Annotated in this window: 20 protein-coding genes and 1 tRNA gene; 8 read left to right on the forward strand and 13 right to left on the reverse strand. The window is 68.2% G+C overall.

What is annotated here, in order from left to right; translation table 11 throughout:
• Window positions 1-7 precede the first annotated feature (7 nt).
• Both ACP7AI_RS09190 and ACP7AI_RS09195 read left to right on the forward strand, forming a co-directional pair.
• Window positions 8-1,765 carry a sensor histidine kinase gene (locus ACP7AI_RS09190; protein ID WP_426166479.1) on the forward strand — a complete coding sequence of 586 codons (1,758 nt, stop codon included), beginning with the start codon at window positions 8-10 and terminating at the stop codon, window positions 1,763-1,765.
• Window positions 1,766-1,778: 13 nt separating this feature from the next.
• On the forward strand, window positions 1,779-1,949 hold the full coding sequence (locus tag ACP7AI_RS09195) for a DUF1328 domain-containing protein (RefSeq protein ID WP_426166481.1): 171 nt from the start codon (window positions 1,779-1,781) through the stop codon (window positions 1,947-1,949).
• A 6-nt stretch (window positions 1,950-1,955) separates the two neighbouring features.
• Here the strand turns inward: ACP7AI_RS09195 and ACP7AI_RS09200 are convergent, their stop codons facing one another.
• From ACP7AI_RS09200 to ACP7AI_RS09210, 3 genes are all read right to left on the reverse strand, one after another.
• On the reverse strand, window positions 1,956-3,251 hold the full coding sequence (locus ACP7AI_RS09200; protein WP_426166483.1) for a peroxiredoxin family protein: 1,296 nt from the start codon (window positions 3,249-3,251) through the stop codon (window positions 1,956-1,958).
• Between the two features lie 94 nt (window positions 3,252-3,345).
• Window positions 3,346-4,038 carry an aspartate/glutamate racemase family protein gene (locus ACP7AI_RS09205; RefSeq protein ID WP_426166485.1) on the reverse strand — a complete coding sequence of 231 codons (693 nt, stop codon included), beginning with the start codon at window positions 4,036-4,038 and terminating at the stop codon, window positions 3,346-3,348.
• Complete coding sequence (locus ACP7AI_RS09210) at window positions 4,038-5,057, reverse strand: D-cysteine desulfhydrase (RefSeq protein ID WP_426166487.1); 1,020 nt, start codon at window positions 5,055-5,057, stop codon at window positions 4,038-4,040. Before ACP7AI_RS09210 ends, ACP7AI_RS09205 begins: the two co-directional genes overlap by 1 nt.
• Before the next feature lie 72 nt (window positions 5,058-5,129).
• Here ACP7AI_RS09210 and ACP7AI_RS09215 point away from each other — a divergent pair, with 72 nt between their 5' ends.
• The gene (locus ACP7AI_RS09215) at window positions 5,130-5,618 is read left to right on the forward strand and encodes a TspO/MBR family protein (RefSeq protein WP_426166489.1); all 489 of its coding nucleotides are present in this window, start codon (window positions 5,130-5,132) and stop codon (window positions 5,616-5,618) included.
• A gap of 25 nt (window positions 5,619-5,643) precedes the next feature.
• Window positions 5,644-6,300, forward strand: coding sequence for an HAD-IA family hydrolase (locus ACP7AI_RS09220; protein ID WP_426166491.1), 657 nt, complete (start codon window positions 5,644-5,646; stop codon window positions 6,298-6,300).
• Here the strand turns inward: ACP7AI_RS09220 and ACP7AI_RS09225 are convergent.
• Window positions 6,233-6,982: a PIG-L deacetylase family protein gene (locus ACP7AI_RS09225; protein ID WP_426166493.1), complete on the reverse strand. Its 750-nt coding sequence runs from the start codon at window positions 6,980-6,982 to the stop codon at window positions 6,233-6,235. The genes ACP7AI_RS09220 and ACP7AI_RS09225 overlap by 68 nt on opposite strands.
• Window positions 6,983-6,987: 5 nt before the next feature.
• On the opposite strand from ACP7AI_RS09225, the gene ACP7AI_RS09230 reads away from it, so the two are divergent.
• Together ACP7AI_RS09230 and ACP7AI_RS09235 are read left to right on the forward strand one after the other, a co-directional pair.
• Window positions 6,988-8,118 carry a hypothetical protein gene (locus tag ACP7AI_RS09230; RefSeq protein ID WP_426166495.1) on the forward strand — a complete coding sequence of 377 codons (1,131 nt, stop codon included), beginning with the start codon at window positions 6,988-6,990 and terminating at the stop codon, window positions 8,116-8,118.
• Window positions 8,115-8,588 (forward strand): class I SAM-dependent DNA methyltransferase, encoded by a 474-nt coding sequence (locus ACP7AI_RS09235; RefSeq protein ID WP_426166497.1) that lies wholly within the window; start codon window positions 8,115-8,117, stop codon window positions 8,586-8,588. The genes ACP7AI_RS09230 and ACP7AI_RS09235 overlap by 4 nt, the downstream gene beginning before the upstream one ends.
• Before the next feature lie 48 nt (window positions 8,589-8,636).
• Here ACP7AI_RS09235 and ACP7AI_RS09240 read toward each other — a convergent pair whose 3' ends face one another.
• The 8 genes from ACP7AI_RS09240 to ACP7AI_RS09275 all read right to left on the reverse strand — a co-directional run bounded on the left by ACP7AI_RS09240 (window position 8,637) and on the right by ACP7AI_RS09275 (window position 15,374).
• On the reverse strand, window positions 8,637-9,497 hold the full coding sequence (locus ACP7AI_RS09240) for a hypothetical protein (RefSeq protein ID WP_426166499.1): 861 nt from the start codon (window positions 9,495-9,497) through the stop codon (window positions 8,637-8,639).
• Between the two features lie 295 nt (window positions 9,498-9,792).
• Entirely contained in the window at window positions 9,793-11,949 is a 2,157-nt protein-coding gene (locus ACP7AI_RS09245; protein ID WP_426166501.1) for a catalase, read from the reverse strand.
• A 202-nt stretch (window positions 11,950-12,151) separates the two neighbouring features.
• Window positions 12,152-12,226: transfer RNA gene (locus tag ACP7AI_RS09250), tRNA-Phe, on the reverse strand.
• 43 nt (window positions 12,227-12,269) lie between these two features.
• Window positions 12,270-12,464: a DNA gyrase inhibitor YacG gene (yacG, locus tag ACP7AI_RS09255; RefSeq protein WP_426166503.1), complete on the reverse strand. Its 195-nt coding sequence runs from the start codon at window positions 12,462-12,464 to the stop codon at window positions 12,270-12,272.
• A complete protein-coding gene (locus ACP7AI_RS09260; protein ID WP_426166505.1) occupies window positions 12,454-13,440 on the reverse strand; it encodes a ribonuclease in 987 nt (328 codons plus the stop codon). The genes yacG and ACP7AI_RS09260 overlap by 11 nt, the downstream gene beginning before the upstream one ends.
• Entirely contained in the window at window positions 13,437-14,000 is a 564-nt protein-coding gene (locus ACP7AI_RS09265; protein WP_426166605.1) for a Maf family protein, read from the reverse strand. The genes ACP7AI_RS09260 and ACP7AI_RS09265 overlap by 4 nt, the downstream gene beginning before the upstream one ends.
• On the reverse strand, window positions 13,997-15,049 hold the full coding sequence (locus tag ACP7AI_RS09270; protein ID WP_426166507.1) for a DUF2332 domain-containing protein: 1,053 nt from the start codon (window positions 15,047-15,049) through the stop codon (window positions 13,997-13,999). The genes ACP7AI_RS09265 and ACP7AI_RS09270 overlap by 4 nt, the downstream gene beginning before the upstream one ends.
• A gap of 7 nt (window positions 15,050-15,056) precedes the next feature.
• Window positions 15,057-15,374: a 2Fe-2S iron-sulfur cluster-binding protein gene (locus tag ACP7AI_RS09275; RefSeq protein WP_426166509.1), complete on the reverse strand. Its 318-nt coding sequence runs from the start codon at window positions 15,372-15,374 to the stop codon at window positions 15,057-15,059.
• Between the two features lie 113 nt (window positions 15,375-15,487).
• On the opposite strand from ACP7AI_RS09275, the gene ACP7AI_RS09280 reads away from it, so the two are divergent.
• The gene (locus tag ACP7AI_RS09280; protein ID WP_426166510.1) at window positions 15,488-16,432 is read left to right on the forward strand and encodes an NAD(P)-dependent oxidoreductase; all 945 of its coding nucleotides are present in this window, start codon (window positions 15,488-15,490) and stop codon (window positions 16,430-16,432) included.
• Between the two features lie 179 nt (window positions 16,433-16,611).
• On the opposite strand, the gene ACP7AI_RS09285 is transcribed toward ACP7AI_RS09280, so the two are convergent.
• A complete protein-coding gene (locus ACP7AI_RS09285; RefSeq protein WP_426166512.1) occupies window positions 16,612-17,286 on the reverse strand; it encodes a DUF1134 domain-containing protein in 675 nt (224 codons plus the stop codon).
• A gap of 190 nt (window positions 17,287-17,476) precedes the next feature.
• On the opposite strand from ACP7AI_RS09285, the gene ACP7AI_RS09290 reads away from it, so the two are divergent.
• The coding region (locus ACP7AI_RS09290) for a hypothetical protein (protein ID WP_426166607.1) at window positions 17,477-17,594 on the forward strand (118 nt) is incomplete at its 3' end.

Consider the following 17,594-nt stretch of genomic DNA (forward strand, 5'->3'; position numbering starts at 1 on the left):
GTTGTCGATGACCGGTCCGGGTGCCGGCACCCTCTCCCGCTATCGCTGGCTGAACCTGAAGCGCTTGTCGTTGCGCCGCGGTCTGCTGCTGTTGCTGATCGCAGCTTTGCTGCCGATCACGATCCTGTCTATCGCCCAGGGGCTGGTGCGCGTCGAAAGCCGGCGCGCCAGCGTCATCCGCCATTTGTCCGAAAGTGCCCATTCGCTGGCGGACAGCAACGAGATGATCCTGAACGGCGCAGCTACGACGCTGAATATCGCCGCGATGAATCCGGACATCCGAGACGTTCGCCCACAGTGCGCCGCCACGCTGCGGTCGGTCCAGAGGCTGTCGCCGGCCTATACGAATCTCGCACGTTACAATGCCGACGGCGAGCTTGTGTGCTCGGCCGTAATGCCCACGAAGTCGGTGAACATCGCGACGTTGCCCGAATGGCAGCTGGCTCGAAACAGCCGCAAGATCATGGTCAGCGAGGCGAGAGTCGGGCCGATCACCGGCAAGCGCATCATTTCGCTGGTACTACCGCTGCGCAGCGCACAGGATGAGTTCGAAGGCACGCTGGGCATCGCCATCGATCTTGCCTGGCTGGAGCGTCGGCTGGCCATTGCCGCCGCCACGGAACGCGACACCGGGGTGGCAATCTTCAGCGACAATGGGCAGCGCCTGATCAGCAGCCGGGATTTGCCTCCCATCGACTTGAACGTTCCGATCGGCGACATCGGCCGGACGCGTGACGAGGCGGGCCGATCCTGGTCCTATACGCTGGTGCCGCTGGTCCGCTCCGCCCCCGGGCAGGTCGGTCTTTACGTCGTCTACGCCAGTCCCGATGCGGAACGCTTTGGCGTCGTCTGGTGGCAGACGGTCATTGATTTCACACTGCCGGTGCTGGCCATCCTGCTCGCCTCTCTCGCGATATGGTTCGGCGCACGCCAACTGGTATTGCGTTGGCTGGTGGCCTTGCAGCGGCTCGCCTTGAGCTTTGCCGGTGGCGACTATCGCCGGCGTCCGGTCAATTTCTCGGAGGCTCCGCGCGAGATCCGCAGCGTCGCAGCGTCGCTGTACCGGATGTCGGGCGCTGTCGGCGAGCGCGACCGGCGGCTGCGCGATTCGCTGGAGCGACAGCGGTTGCTGGCCCGCGAGCTTCATCACCGCGTCAAGAATAACTTCCAGATGGTCATGAGCCTGCTCAGTCTGCAGTCGAGCCGGTTGCAGAACGATGCCGCACGGCAGGCGATCGATCAGGCCCGCCGACGGATCGGCGCGCTCGCGCTCGTTCACCGCCAACTTTATGATACCGGCGAACTGGCGAGCATTTCGGCGCAGACCCTGCTCGACGCATTATGCCAACAGTTGCAGCCGGCAGGGGACAGCAATGTCCGACTGATATGCGACGTCGATGATGTCGAGGTCGATATCGACACTGCTGTGCCGATGACGCTTTGGGTCGTGGAGACGGTCAACAACGCGCTCCATCACGGCTTTCCGGCCGGACGCTCGGGGCGGGTGTGCGTGCGATTCCGCGCCGGCAAGCCGGCTGTTCTGTCGGTGACCGACGACGGCGTCGGCTTCAGCCCGGACAGCCTCGCCGGCGACACGGTGAACGGCCAGGGGCTGCGCCTGATCCGTGCCCTGTCATCCCAGCTTGCCGGCACGATGCACATTCAGCCGGGTGCAGACGGTAGCGGCAGCACTGCCAGCCTGTCCTTCCCGCTGCGGGCGGCGGAACCCGCCATTGGCGACGACGTTAAATCGCCGTCGTCATGAGAGGAAATCCGCCATGCTGAATTGGGCAATCACATTTTTGGTCATCGCCTTGATCGCCGCATTGTTCGGCTTTGGCGGTATTGTTTCCGCGGCCGTCGGCATCGCCAAGATCCTGTTCTTCATCTTCATCGCATTGTTCGCTGTCAGCCTGATCATGTCACTGGTCAGCGGACGTCGTGCCTGATGACGGCTACGACCGTTCGCGCAGCAGGCGCGTGACGGTCGCGTCAAAGTCGGCCTTGGCACGGGCGTTCAACATGCCCGTTGCCGGGCCGGCCCAGCCTATGTGAACTTCGCGGACCCGGCCGTCACGACCGATAAAGATAGTCGAAGGATAGACCTTGACCGGGCCGAGCGCGCCGAGGGCTGCCTTGGTCGATTCCGGCGTCGGTTCGCCTGCCAGCAATAAAGGGTACGGCAACTTGTAGCGCGCCTTGAAGTTGTCGATCAGCCGAAACGCCTTTGCCTTGTCGGTGCCATATTCGAACTGAAGTGCGATCACTTCCAGGCCTTCGCGCTGGCGGCGCGTTGCATAGGGGCCCATGAAAACGGCTTCATCGTGGCAGTTGGGACACCAGGCGCCACCGAGAGTGACGACCACGACCTTGCCTTTGTAGCGCTGGTCCGTCAGCGAAATCCTGCGACCGCTGCTGTCCGGAAAGCTGAAGGCAAGCTCGCGGCCCTTCGCCTTTTCGACAGCAACGGGTTCGACGACGGTCTTGCCGGCGCGGCGGGCCGTCCACGCCGTGCCGGCGGGGCTACCGGTGGCGGTGAACTGCGCGCCATTGATCGCCTTGCCGTCGAAAACAGCTGTCCACAGCGTCGCGGCGTTGCCGTCGAACGTCGACAAGGACAATTTGCGACCGGAAACCTCCCCCGCCAGATAACGGAAATCGCCGCTCGGCAACTGGACCGAGCCGCTGACCTGGGTGCCGGTCTGACGCAGCTGCACCAGGCCGCGTTGTGCATCCTTGCCGTATGTCATCAGCCAGCGGCCGGAAAGGTCGGCCGCCGGCCTTGCCGGCTGCGCCTCGAATCGCCACGCGCCGCGCTGGCCGGTAACAGCCAGGCTGGCCGGGCCGGTGCTGCGCGCCAGTTCCGCGATGCCGGTGATGCGGTCGTCGGCCCCGCGTACCAGCAGCAGTAGCGAGCCGTACGACGGAAATGCCAACGTCAGTCGCTCGCCATCGAGACTGACGCGTTCCACGCGCATGCGCTCCGGCGGGTTGATGAGCGTGGCGCTGACCCCGGCCTTGCCCTGCCGAACTTCGAGCCCGAAAGGCAGCGGGCCGCCGGGGAGGGCGAGTGTCACCCGCCAGCTGCCTGACCAGCTTTTCGGCGCCGCCGATACCGGTTGCACGAAAAGCATCGCGATGGTGCCGGCAAAGACCAGCCCGGTCAGCCCGCGCCAGAACCAGTGCGCAAGCAGCGACCGCGATGGCGGCGCGATTTTCCATGACGGTCGCCGCCCGGTGGAGTGCTGCATCGATGCCCCTGGTTCACCCCCATGGTGAACCGGCACTGTGCCAAGGCGGCGTCGCAAGCTGGAATCAGCGATTCTTGCGCGTCCGATAGCGCGCCTATGCGGACGGGTGGCGCGCCGCGGCCATCACCGCCCGCACCAAGGCCGCCGTCGCATCGACCAGCGGCACCGGCGCGTCGGCGGCGTTCAGCACCAGCGGCACTTCGGTACAGGCGGCGATGATGACATCGACACCGGCAGCGGCGAGCCGTGCAGCCTCGGCGGCCATGGCGGCCCGGACGTCGGCCCCGGTATCGCCGGCCTTGATCCGCGTGACCAGCGGCTGGACGATGTCCAGATCGCAATCGATGGCCTCGACACCCGCCGACGCCAACCGGTGATGATAAAGTCGCGCATCGAGCGTTGCGCCAACGGCGATGATGCCGACCCGCTGCGGCCGCAATGCCAGTGTTTCCACCACGGCCGCCGCGATCATGTCGACGAAGGGCACCGGCACGGCCGCGTGTATATCGTCGGCCCAGCCGTGCGCGGCGTTGCACGGCATGGCCAGCAGCTCGGCGCCCTGCGCCGCCAGCGCGCGCGCCATCGCGGTCAGCACCGGACCCGGCGACGGTCCCTGCCCCACCCGCGCGGCGTTGCGATCTGGCACATGGGGATTGCTGTCGACGAACACGCGCGGATGGTCGCTATCGCTCGTTGCACTGGCGGCGATCACCAGCCGCGCCAGGAAATCGGCGGTCGCCGCCGGCCCCATGCCGCCGATGACGCCGATCGCGCGCCAGCCGGCCATCAATTCAGCGCGGGGTCGCGCAGGTCATCGGCATAGGCGTGCAGCGACGGGCTGCCGCCGGTGTGCAGGAACAGCACGCGCTGCCCGGCGGCCAAGGTGCCGTCGCGCACCAGGGCGACGAACCCCGCCATCGCCTTTCCGGTGTACACCGGATCGAGCAGGATTCCTTCGGTCCGCGCCAGCAGCCTCACGGCGGCGACCATTTCGGGGGTGGGCAGCGAATAGCCGGGGCCAACCCAGCGATCGAGCGCCACCACCGCGTCGCGGGTCGGCGCCGGCGTGCCGAGCAACGCGGCCGTCGCCACCGCCAGCTTGTGGACATTGCCCTCCTGCTCCGCCTGCGGCCGCCGCACGTTGATGCCGGTGACCGGCACGCCGGCGTTGAGCGCGACCAGGCCCGTCAATAAGCCGGCATGGGTTCCAGCGCTGCCGCTGGCGACGACGATGCGATCGAAGGCGACGCCCTGTTCGAACGACTGCGCCATGATCTCTGCGGCACAGGCGGCATAGCCCAGCGCACCCAGCGCGTTCGAGCCACCGCCGACGATGGCATAGGCCTTGCGCCCCAGTGCCGCGACCGCTGCCACTTCGATCGCCATCTCGGCGGCAAGGTCGGTACCGAGCGGGACGTTGCGGATGGTCTCAGCGCCCATCAGGTCGAACAGCAGGTTGTTGCCCAGTGCGTCGGGACTGTAGGTGCCGGGCACCCGTTCCTCGATCACCAGGCGGCATTTCAGCCCCTCCCGCGCTGCCGCTGCCAGCGTCAGCCGGCAATGATTCGATTGCGGCGCCCCGACGGTAACCAGGGTGTCGCAGCCTTGCGCGATCGCATCGGCAACCAGGAATTCGAGCTTGCGCGTCTTGTTGCCCCCGGCGGCAAGACCAAGCAGGTCGTCGCGCTTGATCCAGAGTTCGGCGCCCCCCAGTGCCGCCGTAAGGCGCGGCATCGGTTCGAGCGGCGTGAAACCGGGGGTGTAGCGGCGACGGGGAAAGCGTGCGAGGTTCATGGTGCCTGCCATGCCCCGGCATCTTCGCCGTTGCAACCGCCCGCGCACCTGTGAATTGCACTGCCGAGGACCCATATGCCCGACGTGCACACCCCTACCCTCTATGCGATCGCCTGGGCTGTCGGCCTGTTGCTGATCGGCGGGCTGATGACGCCGCGTGGGGACTGGTATGAAAAGCTGAGGAAACCCGGTTGGCAGCCGCCGGGCTGGCTGTTCGGCCCGGCCTGGACGGCGATCCTCGGCCTTGCCGCCTGGGCCGGCGTGCGGACCTGGGCGCTGGCGACACCGGCGCAGCAGAGCGACATCCTTATCGTCTTTGGCGTGAACGGCGTTTTCCATCTGTTGTGGAGCCCGCTGTTCTTCCGATCCCAGCGGCCTGACTGGGCGCTGGCGGAGGTGCCGTTTCTCTGGGCCTCGATCGTGGCGATGATGGTGGCGCTGTGGCCGATCGAGCAATTTGCCGCACTGCTGCTGACGCCGTATATCCTGTGGGTCAGCTTTGCGACCTTCCTCATCTGGACGATCGTACGGATGAACCCGCGCCCGCTGGCGGCCGCGCGCACCACCGGCTAGACGCGTCCCGCAAGGGAGCGCAGCAATGGCGAGCAATGACATCAAGGCCGTGATCTGGGATTTCGGCGGGGTCATCACCTCGTCGCCCTTCGACGCCTTCAACCGATATGAGGCCGAACGCGGCCTGCCCCATGATTTCATCCGCAGCGTCAACGCCCGCAATCCCGACAGCAATGCCTGGGCGCTGCTTGAACGCAGCGAGATCGACACCGACGGGTTCGACACCCTGTTCGCCGACGAGGCCCTGGCGCTGGGCCACGACGTCCGCGGTGCGGCGGTGCTCGCGCTGTTGGCCGGCGACATCCGGCCAACGATGGTGACGGCGCTCGATCGCTGCCGGGCTGCCGGGCTCAAGCTCGGCTGCATAACCAACAACGCCAAGGTCGGCCACGGCGCCGGCATGACCAGCGACCCGGCCAAGACCGCCGCCGTCGCCGCCACCCTGGCCCGCTTCGACCATGTCATCGAAAGCTCAAAGGTGGGCCTGCGCAAGCCCGATCCGCGCATCTACCAGATGATGTGCCAGCTGCTCGACCTGAAGCCGACCGACTGCGTCTATCTCGACGACCTCGGCATCAACTGTAAGCCGGCGGCCGCGCTGGGCATGACGGCGATCAAGGTGACGGGCGAAGCGCAGGCGCTGGCCGATCTCGGCGCAGTGCTCGGCATGCGCTTCGATTAGGGTTGCCGGTCGGCCTGGCGACCACCGCACCCTTGTGCAGCCGCAGCGTTTCGGCACTTTCGACAAGGCCGCGCAGGACCGGCGCGGCAAAGATAAAGCCGTCCGGATCATCAGCGATATAGTCGGTGACCTGGCTGCGGTGGGCCGCCATCGCCCAGCGCTTGGCGGCTTTGCCAGTTGTGAAGAGCGGCCGCGGGCATGTCTCGCTGCGGGCCCAGACTTCATAGCCGAGCAATCGCCACCGCCCCGCCGATGTTGCGGTACGGGCGAGCGCCCAGGCGGCGCGATGGTCGGGGTGGTGGTCGGCGGGGGACGCGACCGCGACGGTCGTGGCGCCTGCCGCATGCAACAGCCGACGCAACCGGAGCGTCGAGCCATCGCCCGCGAGATCGCCATCGCGCCAGCCCATGAAGCGCACCGGTGCGGTGCCGGCGCCGAGACGGGCCAGTGCCCGGCGCATCTCGCCACGCCGCAAGCGACCAAGGGCCGATGCCGGCCAGCGTGCCGAATGAGGATGCGAAGCCTGGCCGTCGGTCAGCGCGACCACCAGCAGCCGCCAGCCGGCGCGCCTTGCGGCATCGATCAGCAAGCCGCAGCCGAGGACGTCGTCATCGGGGTGCGGCGCGATGATCGCCAGCAAAGGGCGGCCGATGCGGAACGCGGGTCGTGGGCGGGTGTTCATTTCAGATGGTCAATGTCCACCTGCAGGCACGCGTTCCCGATATGGTCGACGCGGTCGGCGCTTTCGCCGCGATCGCCCCCGAAATCTTCGCCGATGCGGCAGATGTCGACCGGAACGGCAACTTCCCGACTGGTGCGATCGCGGCGCTCGCCGGTGCTGGCTTGCTGACCCGGCCATTGCCGCGGGCGCATGGCGGAGAGGCGCTCGCCGTCGACGCTGCGGCGATCGACAATTATGCGGCGCTGCTGACGGATATCGGCGCCGCGAGCCTGACGGTCGGTCGTCTTTTCGAGGGCCATTGCAACGCCATCCTGCTGGTCGACCGCTATGGCGGCCCGATGGCAACGCTGGCCGCCGAAGCGACCGCTGGCCGCATCTCCGGCGTGTGGAACGCCGAACGCGGCGTCGGTGTCACGGCGACGCGTTGCGGCAACGGTTGGCAGTTGTCCGGTCGTAAGGTGCACTGCTCGGGCGCCGGCAGCATTCGCCGCCCGCTGGTGACGGCGCAGACGCCCGGCAATGGCCCGCTGATGTGCCTGGTCGACATGGCAAGCGACGGGATCGCCGTCGACCTGTCGGTGTGGCAGGCCGCCGGCATGCGCGGGACGGCCACCGGCACGGTCAATTTCGATGATGTCTTCGTTGCTGACGACGACATCATCGGTGCGCCCGGCGATTACTATCGCGCGCCGCTGTTCGCCGGCGGCGCCTGGCGCGTGCTGGCCGTGCAATCGGGCGGCATGCGCCAGATCCTCGCGCTGCACGCGGCCCAATTGGCGCGCAGCGGCCGCGGCGCCGATCCCGTCAGCCGGCACCGCTTTGCCGCCGCCGCCGGCGCCTTCGAGGCCGCGCGTCTGCTCGTCGCCGAGGCCGCCCACCGCGCGACCGATGCAACAGTCCCACCCGAAGCGGCCGTCGCCTACGTCGACCTTGCGCGAGCCACGTTCGAGACATTGGTGCTGCTCGGTGTCGATGCGGCCCGGCGCAATGCCGGTCTTGCCGCGTTCCTGGGGCCCGACCCGCTCGACCGCTGTTGCCGCGACCTGGAAACCTATCTGCGCCAGCCGATGCTCGACGCCTCGCGCGACAATGCCGCGGGCTATTTGCTCGCCCGTGGCGGAACGTTCGAGCGATGATCGCCCCTGCGCTCCAGCCGGGCTATTTCGATGCGCTGTATGAGGGCAGTGCCGATCCCTGGGGCTTCGAGACCAGCCCGTACGAGGATGCCAAATATGCAGCGACCCTGGCGGCACTGGAGGGCCGCCACTACGCCGATGCGATCGAGGTCGGTTGTTCGATCGGTGTGCTGACGGCGAGGCTGGCTCCGTCCTGTGACAATTTGCTCGGCACGGATGTTGCCGAGGCGGCGCTGGCTATAGCCCGGAAGCGTTGTGCCGCGCAGCCCCAGGCTCGCTTTGCGCTATCCACCCTGCCCGATCGGCCGCCGCCGGGCCGGTTCGATCTCATCCTGCTGTCGGAAGTGCTCTATTATTTCGACGACGCCGGCATCGCGAGGACCGCCGATGCCGTGCGTGCCCGGCGCAGCCCGGCGCGGACATCTTGCTGGTGCATTGGCTCGGCCCGACGCCGGACTATCCCCAGATAGGCGACGGCGCGGTCGGCGCCTTCGTAGCGGCGCTCGGTCCGTTCCAGGTCAGACGCCGGGAGCGGACACCGGAGTATCGGCTCGACCTGCTGCGGCTGGCGACAGCGCCGCAATGATCCGCCCGGCGAGCGCCACCTCCGCCGGCAGGGTTGCGGGATGCAGGCGCCGTCGGGCCAGCGCTGGCGTCGTGGACTCGATCATCGCCCAGCGTGCGCCGAACCCGTTTTCGCCTGCGGCCCGGCACCGCGCCCGCAGCAGCAACCGCCGCACCAAGTCCATCGTCGGCTCGAGCGCGGCGTCGCAGGGCATTTCGGCGTTGCTGGCATAGGCGTCGATCAGGTCGGCGAAGCCACCGGGAGCCCGCCCCGATCGCCGTGCGGAGGTGTAGACGACAGCCGCATGGCTACGCCGCAGTCGCAAGTCATGGGCCTCGATGCGCGCCGCAAAGGCGCGGTCTACGGCGAGCGGCACGGGCGGCATGCCGCCAACTGTCCTGTATGCGGCCACGGTAACGGCCAGGCTCGCGCCCCAGGCCCAGATGTGGTTCGGCCAGGGATCATGCGCGACAGGGTCGATCAGCGTACCGAGCCGCGCGTGCTGATCGGCAAGCTGCCATTCCAGGTGTCGCGCGCTTCCGAAGCTGGGCAGTGCCGCCAGCGTCGCCGGGCTGAACGCGACGACGACCGCTACGGCGTCGGCGCCGGCGTCGATCTCGGCGAGATTGGCCATGATCCAATCAGGTGCCACTTCGCTGTCGGCGTCGGTCGTCATCACGATGCCGGTCGGCGGCAGCTCGAAAATCGCGCGATCGAGGGCAGCCATGCGGGCCGAGCCGGCGTTGCCCGGTGACAGGGCGACCTGTTCGACGATGAGACGGCAGTTCCGCATGACCGTCGCACGCGCCAGCATCGCCGTCTGATCATGGCTGTTGTTGACCAGAACGACGACAGTGGGGATCCGAGGCGCGATCCGGGTGGCGGCAGCATCGATGGCGCACAGACACGCAACGATTTCGCTGCCTCGTTCCGTGCCGGAACTGCTATCGAGATTTCACGATGCGAGATGACATGACAAGCGTCGGGCCAATGTGTCTGCGTCACCCACACGAACGATTAACCCATGTTTCGCAGCGTGGTTGCATGTGCGCAACGGGAACCGTTGCGAGGGCCGGCAGCCTGTCGGTGCTGCCGATCCTCGCGCGTCGTCAGTAGACCGAGCGCACCGACGGCTCGCGGGCCCAGATGCGTCCGGCCTCGGCTGCCTTGATGTAGTCAGCAACATGGGCACGGTCGGTCAACGGCACCAGACCGGCATCGGCGACGACACCGGCCTTGGCAAGCAGTGGCTCGGCGGCTGCGCTGGCACCGATGACCTTCAGATGGGCAAAGGCGTCATGGACCCAGGCGACGGCAGCCGCCTCGTTGAGCAGTGCCGCGACACCGGCTTCCGATACTGCCAGCACGACAGTGTCGAACAGCACCGACGGTCCGCCCTGCAGCTGATGGTCGGCGGCCAGTCTGGCGCCATCGTCAAGCGTGGCGCCGCCGACGCGCGGCGCGATCACCTCGACAGTCGCACCGGCCTTCTTTGCCGCCGCCATCAGGTCGGCAACCAGCGCCGCCTCGGCGCCATCGGTGACGAGCACGCCGATCTTGCGGCCGACCAGTGTCGGCGCGAAGCGGGCGAGGATGCTGAGCGAAGGCGCGGCAGCGAGGTCGGTCCGCGTCGTGACTGCGGGTTCGGCAGGCACGATCGGCGCGTCATGGCCGAGCCCGGCGGCGACGCGCTCGCCGAGGGTCTCGTCGATGTTGACCAGATGGCCGAGCATCGCGGCGCGAACGATCAGGGCCTCGACCTTGCTCAGTTCGAAGATCAGCGCCGACACGAGATGGTTCTGCTCGGGCTCGGTCTGGCTCAGGAAGAACTGACGCGCCTGACTGTAGTGGTCGGCAAAGGTCGGTGACCGCTGGCGCAGCTTTGGCCCTTCGACCGGCGCTGCAAAGCTGCGGAACCCCTTGGCCGGGTCCTCGCGCGGGCCGCTCGGATCGAGCAGGCTCGGCGTATAGGTGACGCGCTGCGGGTGCAGCCCCATCTGCATGTGACCGTCGCGCTGCATGTTGGCGAACGGGCACTTTGGCGCGTTGATCGGCAGCTGGTGGAAGTTGGGCGAGCCAAGCCGCTTCAACTGGGTATCGAGGTAGGAAAAATTGCGCCCGTGCAGCAGCGGGTCGTCGGAAAAATCGATACCGGCGGGCATGTTCTGGGTGCAGAACGCGACCTGCTCGGTTTCCGAAAAGACGTTGGTCGGGTTCCGGTCGAGCACCAGACGGCCGATGGTGCGCAGCGGCACCACTTCCTCCGAGATGACCTTGGTCGAATCGAGGTGATCGAAATCGAACGCGTCCGCCTCTGCCTCGCTGAAGAGCTGGACGCCCAGATCCCATTCGGGGAAATCGCCGGCCTCGATGGCATTGTACAGGTCGCGCCGGTGGAAATCGGGATCGGCGCCGTTGATCTTCACAGCCTCGTCCCAAACGACCGACTGGACGCCGAGCTTGGGCGTCCAGTGGAACTTGACGAAGGTGGACAGACCTTCGGCATCGATCAGCCGGAACGTGTGGACGCCAAAGCCCTGCATCATCCGCATCGAGCGCGGGATGGTCCGGTCCGACATCTGCCACATCACCATGTGCATCGCCTCCGGCGTCATGGCGATCCAATCCCAGAAGGTGTCGTGCGCCGACTGCGCCTGGGGAAAGCCGCGATCCGGCTCCTCCTTCACGGCATGGGCGAGATCGGGGAACTTGATGGCGTCCTGGATGAAGAACACCGGGATGTTGTTGCCGACGATGTCCCAATTGCCCTCCGACGTATACATCTTGACGGCAAAGCCGCGCACGTCGCGCGCCAGGTCGGCCGAGCCGCGGTTGCCGGCAACCGTCGAGAAGCGGACGAAGACCGGCGTGCGAACGCCGGTTTCGCCGAGGATCGCTGCCGTCGTGTGCTTGGCGAGCGAGTCGGTCAGCTCGAAAAAGCCATGGGCGGCGAGACCCCGGGCATGGACCACGCGCTCCGGGATGCGCTCATGGTCAAAGTGAAACAGCTTTTCGCGCAGCACAAAGTCTTCGAGCAGGACCGGGCCGCGAGGTCCTGCCTTGAGGCTGTTGTGATCATCGGAAACGACCGTACCGTTGTTGGTAGTCAGCCGGACCTGGTCGCCAGTGGCCTGCTGATGCAGTTCGCCACCGGCGCCGCGAACGACATTCGCCGGGCTGTCGCTGTCGGCGCGCCCCTTGGACTTGTCGGAGCCGGTCCGCGCCTGTTTGGCAGGAGAAACAATAGTCTGCTTGGGTTTGGCCACATCGGGTTCCTTGTTGGGTCAAGGCTATAACGCACCGGCAACCAAAGGTTGCGGGATGCTGGTCACCAACGATAGGCAAACACGAAGGGCAGGGCGCGGGCTGTTGCGACGCAGGCGCGACGTCCGCGCGCCACACCGGTGCAAGCATGGCGGCATGGCAGAATCGATGGCGACCGACTCCGGTCCGGCTTCATGGCAAAGGTGGTGCCCGGGGGCGGATTTGAACCACCGACACGGGGATTTTCAATCCCCTGCTCTACCCCTGAGCTACCCGGGCCCATGATGCACCCGGCGGGGTAAGCCGGGGCGGAGGCAGGCGTCTAACCGTCGGAGCGTTCGTTGTCCAGCGGGCGTGTGTCGGAAAGTTCGTCCTCGTTGTCGCTCGCCGGCACGACATAGCCTTCGCGCATCCACTGGACGAGATCGCGGTCCTGGCAGCCGCGCGAGCAGAACGGCGCATAGGTCTCGACCCGAGGGGATTTGCCGCAATAGGCGCAGGGTTTTTCAGTGGACATCGCCGGCCGATATGGCGAGCGCCGCGTCGGCCTGCAAGCGCACGGCGCCGCCGACCTGGCGCGACAGGGCCTCGATCAACGCCGGTCGGGCGACCAGCCAGTTGGCTACCACAGGATGCGCCACCAGCGTCCGCGCGCCGGCGTCGCCGCGGCCGGCGCGGCGCAGCAGTTCAAGCGCGGCAAAGCCCGGCGCGCGGACCGATTCGACCAAGGAGGCACGCAGCCGCGGCCGCACGATCTGGATGAAGCCGAAGCCATTGACGGCGGTGCGTTCGAACGGCGCCGGCAGCGCGGCGTCGAGGATCTCGCCGAGCCGGTTGCGCGCGGCCTTGCCCGTCACGGTCGGGAAATCGATGCCGATCGAGCCGGCGAGATCGAAGCGCCGGATGACGACGGCGGCGGCATGGGCGGCGGCTTCGGCAAGCACCACCGGGTCGCCGGGGCCGTCGACATCGATGACAGTCATCCCCGGCGTCGGGCTGATCGTCAGCAGGCCGCCCGGGAAGGCGACATGGCCGGTGCGCGCCGCCTCCACGGCTTCGCTCCAGCCGGCCGCCTCCAGCCGGTCCGCGCCAAGGCCGCCGACCATCGTGACCGCATGGCCGGCCACCGCCAGCCGCGCCATCAGGTCGGGCCCGGGCTGGACCTCGCCGGGTGCCGCCGCGGGGCCGTCGATCGCACGCAGCTTTGCGAGGCGCGGCCGCGCCACCTCGGGCACCGCCTCTCGCACGACCTCGACGCGGAGCAGGCCACCTTCCGCCAGCCGGGGCAGCGGTTCCAGCAGCGCCTCGCCGTCGCCCAGCCGCACGATGCCACGCCGGCCCGGCACCAGGATCGTCGCCAGGCGGCCGACATGGATCGCGCCGGCACGCGGGCCGCCGTCGTCGCGCTCGATATGGGCGCCGATGACCGTGTCGCCGTCCAGCACCAGCGCCCGGGTGGCGCCGATGCCGCGCTCCACCAGCGCGCTGGTCACCAGCCCGATGCCGCCAGCAGGGTCCGGGTTTCGGCCAGGGGCAGGCCGACGACGCCCGACCAGCTGCCCGACAGCCAGCGCACCCAGGTTTCGGCCGAGCCCTGCAGTGCATAGCCGCCGGCCTTGCCGCGCCAGTCGCCGGCGGCGACCAGGCCGTCGACGGCGGCGGCGTCGAGGCGATGGAAGGCCACGATCGTTTCGCTGGTCCGCATGCGGATGTGCCCGCCGGCATCGGCAATGGCGACCGCTGTCGTCACCCGATGCCGCCGGCCCGACAGCAACGCCAGGCACTTGCGCGCCGTCGCCTCGTCCTCCGCCTTGGGCAGGATGCGGCGACCGACACCGACGACGGTATCGGCGGCGAGCACCAGCGCGCCGGCATGGCGGGCGGCGACGGCGGCGCATTTTTCCCGCGCCAGCCGCTCGGCATGGGCGCGCGGCACCTCGGCCTTGCCCGGCGTCTCGTCGATGTCGGCGGGGTCGATGGCGGCGGGCACGATGCCGAGCCGGGCCAGAAGTTCGACCCGGCGCGGGCTGGCGGAGGCGAGGATGAGTTTCAGGCGAGCCACTCCAGGAAGGTGCCGTGCGGATGGGCACGGGCCAGCAGCCGCTCTTCGGGGTCGCCGCCGCGCCACAGCGTCAGCCGCAGCGTCGGCAGCCGGGCAGCGCTGGCGTCGTCCATCTCATAGCGCAGCCAGGCGACCGGTGCTGCGGCGGTGGCGGCAAGCCCGGCCAGATGCGCGGCGATGCGCGCCTGGGTGGCGGGCGGGAAATACTGGAAGGCGATCGAGTGATAGACGACGGCGACGCTGCCGGGTTCCGGCCGCACATGCGCCTCGGTCCAGTCGGCGGCGTCGGCGCGGTCGATCGGCGGCGGATCGGCCAGGGCCACTGCGGTTGCGGCGGCGGCGCGGGCGACGCGTTCGGGCTGGTCGGGCCAGACATAGGCCATCAGCCGTTCGCGCACCGCCGGGTCGGCGACGTCGAGCGGGCTGATGTCGGTGCCGCGCCGCGCGAGAACCGACACCCCGGCGACCGGCGGCGGCGGCCCGGTCCAGGCCGGCGCCAGCTGGACCGGCGACCGCGGGTCACCGATCGTGACGCTGCCCAGCCGATAGCCGAAGGACGCCAGCGCGAGGTTGAGCCCGGCGCTGCAGCCCAGCTCGAACAGTCGCAGCGGCAGGCTGGTGGCGGCGGCGATGACCATCAGCCCGGGCATCAGCACCCCGGCACGTGCCACCTCGTTGGTCTGCGGCGGCCCATCCAGCCAGCCAGCCAGCGCCGCATCGAGCGCCGGGTCGGCCAGCAGCAACCGCAGCGCGGCAGCGAGATCGGCGACCGACGGCGTCGCGGCCGGCGGGTACAGCGGCGCCAGCATCGGCGCCCGGTCGGCGCGCACCATCGCATTGCAGCCGCCGGTGAAACGCATCATCAGCGCATCGGCCATCGGGTCGCCCGGCCAGTCCGCCAGCGTCCGCCCGGTCAGGCTGGTGGTGTCGCAGGCGAGCACGGCCGCGTCGCACACTGCCGCGGTCAGCGGCGAGCCCAGCCGGCGACAGAACCCGGCCTGGCGGGCGAACGCATCGGCGATGGCCGGCAGCAGGCCCATGGGGCGATCAGTCTTCCGGGGCGATGGTCACCCGCAGGCCGTCGAGGGCGGCGGTGAAGGCGATCTGGCACGATAGCCGCGACGCGGGTGTCTTGTGATCCGAGCTGTCGAGCAAGTCGTCCTCGTCGGCGCCGGCGGTGCCAGTGGCGGTGGCGAAGTCTTCATCGACATAGACATGGCAGGTGGCGCACGAACAGCAGCCGCCGCACAGCGCCAGCAGCTCGTCGATGCCGCCGTCGCGGATGATCTCCATCACCGACATCCCGGGCTTGGCCGGCAGGGCGATATCCTTGCCCTCGCGGGTCGTGACGGTGATTTCGGCCATGGTGCTGCTTTCCTGGTGGCGGTCGCCCGTTCCTTAGCGGCGGCGATGGCACAAGGACAAGATGGCGAAGAGGCGGCCGCCGCGATAGGATGCAGCAACCAAGGGGAGTTTTCATGCGCGTCGTCCACCAGTTCGCACCGCCCATGTCGGGGCTCATCGCTGGCCTGCCCGGCGTCACCAGCGCCGAGCACCAGCCGCGCGAACGGCATTGGGACCTGCCCGTCGACGCCGATGTGCTGTTCATCCTGCACGGCGAGGGCGAGACGCGCGGCGTCGCCGGCGTCCCGCGCCCCGCCGGCTGGCCGGGCACGACGAAGCTCGTCCAGATCGCCAGCGCGGGCCTCGACGACTATCCCGACTGGGTGTTCGAGGCACCGCTGGTCGCCTGCAGTTCCGGCACCACGGCGCGGCCGATCGCCGAATATGCGCTGGCGGTCATGCTCGCGCATACCAAGCAGCTGGCCAAGGTGACGCTCAACGCCGGCGACAGCTGGCCGAGCCGGGACGAGATGATGGCCAACCCGTCGGGCACGCTGGAGGGGCGCACGCTGGGACTGCTTGGGCTGGGCGCGATCGGCGGCCAGGTGGCGCGTTATGCCGCCGCCTTCGACATGAAGATCATCGCCACCCGGCAGTCGAACACGCCGCCCGACGACCCCAGTATCACACTGGTGCCGCTCGCCGAGCTGGCGGCGCGTTCGGACCATCTGGTCATCGCGGCGCCGATCAGCGACGCGACGCGGGGCATCATTAACGCCGACTTCCTCGGCCGGATGAAGGCCGATGCCCATATCGTCAACGTCGCGCGCGGTGCCATCATCGACGACGACGCGCTCAAGTGCGAGTTCGACAAGGGCCGGCTCTGGGCATCGCTCGATGTCACCGAGCCCGAGCCGCTCCCCGATGGCCATTGGCTGATCGGCCACCCGCGCGCCCGGATCACGCCGCACCGGTCCTGGGTGTCGCCCGAAACTTCGCGGCGGGTGTTCGAGCGGCTGGCGGAAAACATCCGGCGGACGGCGGCGGGAGAGACGTTGTTGGGGCAGGTGAAGGGCTGAAATCCACCCTTTTATTTCAACGTTGTAACCTTAAAGCTACACTAAGGCTACACCATTGACGTGCGATTTCGTACATTTGCCCCGGGTGTCTGGACGCCTTCCGCTGGACACAACGACGCCTGCACTTCATGAAGCGTCCGCCAGTTAGCCCATCTGGTTCAAAGTGTCAATATCGGCGATCAAAACGGGACGATCTTCCCTGTCTTGGAAAACTTCATGTAACCGATATTGATGCCCAGCCGGGCACCGACGCCGAGCTTGACCGGTACGATGATGACATTGTCGCGCTGCAGGTAATTGGCGGTGAAGCCGCCGACCAGATAGGCCTTGCCCTCGGCCGCCGGATAGCGGCGGAACAGGTCCTCGGTGTCGTCGAGGTTGTAGACCAGCGCGAAGGTCTTGGAGCCGTCGCCGCCCAGGTCGAAGCCGATCGACGGCCCGGTCCAGTGTACCGTCCGCTGGCCCTCCACCTTGTGGAACAGCGTGCCGGAGCCATAGCGCACGCCGACGACGATGGCGCCGCCCACCTCCTTACCGACGATATAGGCGTTGGGCTGGCCGTATTTCGAAAACGTCTGGCGGATGAGCTCGGCCAGGCCCTCGGCGCCCTTGCCGAAGGTATCCTCGGCGGCGCCGAGCACATCATCCTCGGCATAGGTCGGCGATTTCTCGGGCGGCAGCGGCGCCGGCGTCTCGCCGTTTACGGGCGCTTGTGGCTGGGACGCGGGCACCGGCTGCGACTGCACCGCCGGCTGCGCCGCGAGCGGGGCCGGCACGGCGAGCAGCACGGCCGCCAATGCCGTCACCAGGCCGAGGGTTGTCGCCGGGGCCATCGTCGTCCAACGCTGCCGCATCATTGTCTCCCGCGAATTTGCCCGTGTGTCTTTGCCCCCGCCGCCTGAACGCCCGATGAGCCGGGGGCCGGGGCCCGGCACGCGGCGCACGGTCGTTGCGGCTTCCCGCCCGCTGGTCGCCATGCTAACCGGCGCGCCGGACATGAACGGCCCGGCTGCCGGGCGCCTACCCTGAAGGATTGTGATTGCCATGCGTGTTGCGATGATCGGTTCGGGTTATGTCGGCCTGGTGTCGGGGGCCTGCTTTGCCGATTTCGGGCACGATGTGTGCTGCGTCGACAAGGATCCGGGCAAGATCGAGCGGCTGC

This window comes from Sandarakinorhabdus sp. DWP1-3-1 (genome assembly GCF_049896705.1).
Lineage (GTDB): Bacteria > Pseudomonadota > Alphaproteobacteria > Sphingomonadales > Sphingomonadaceae > Sandarakinorhabdus.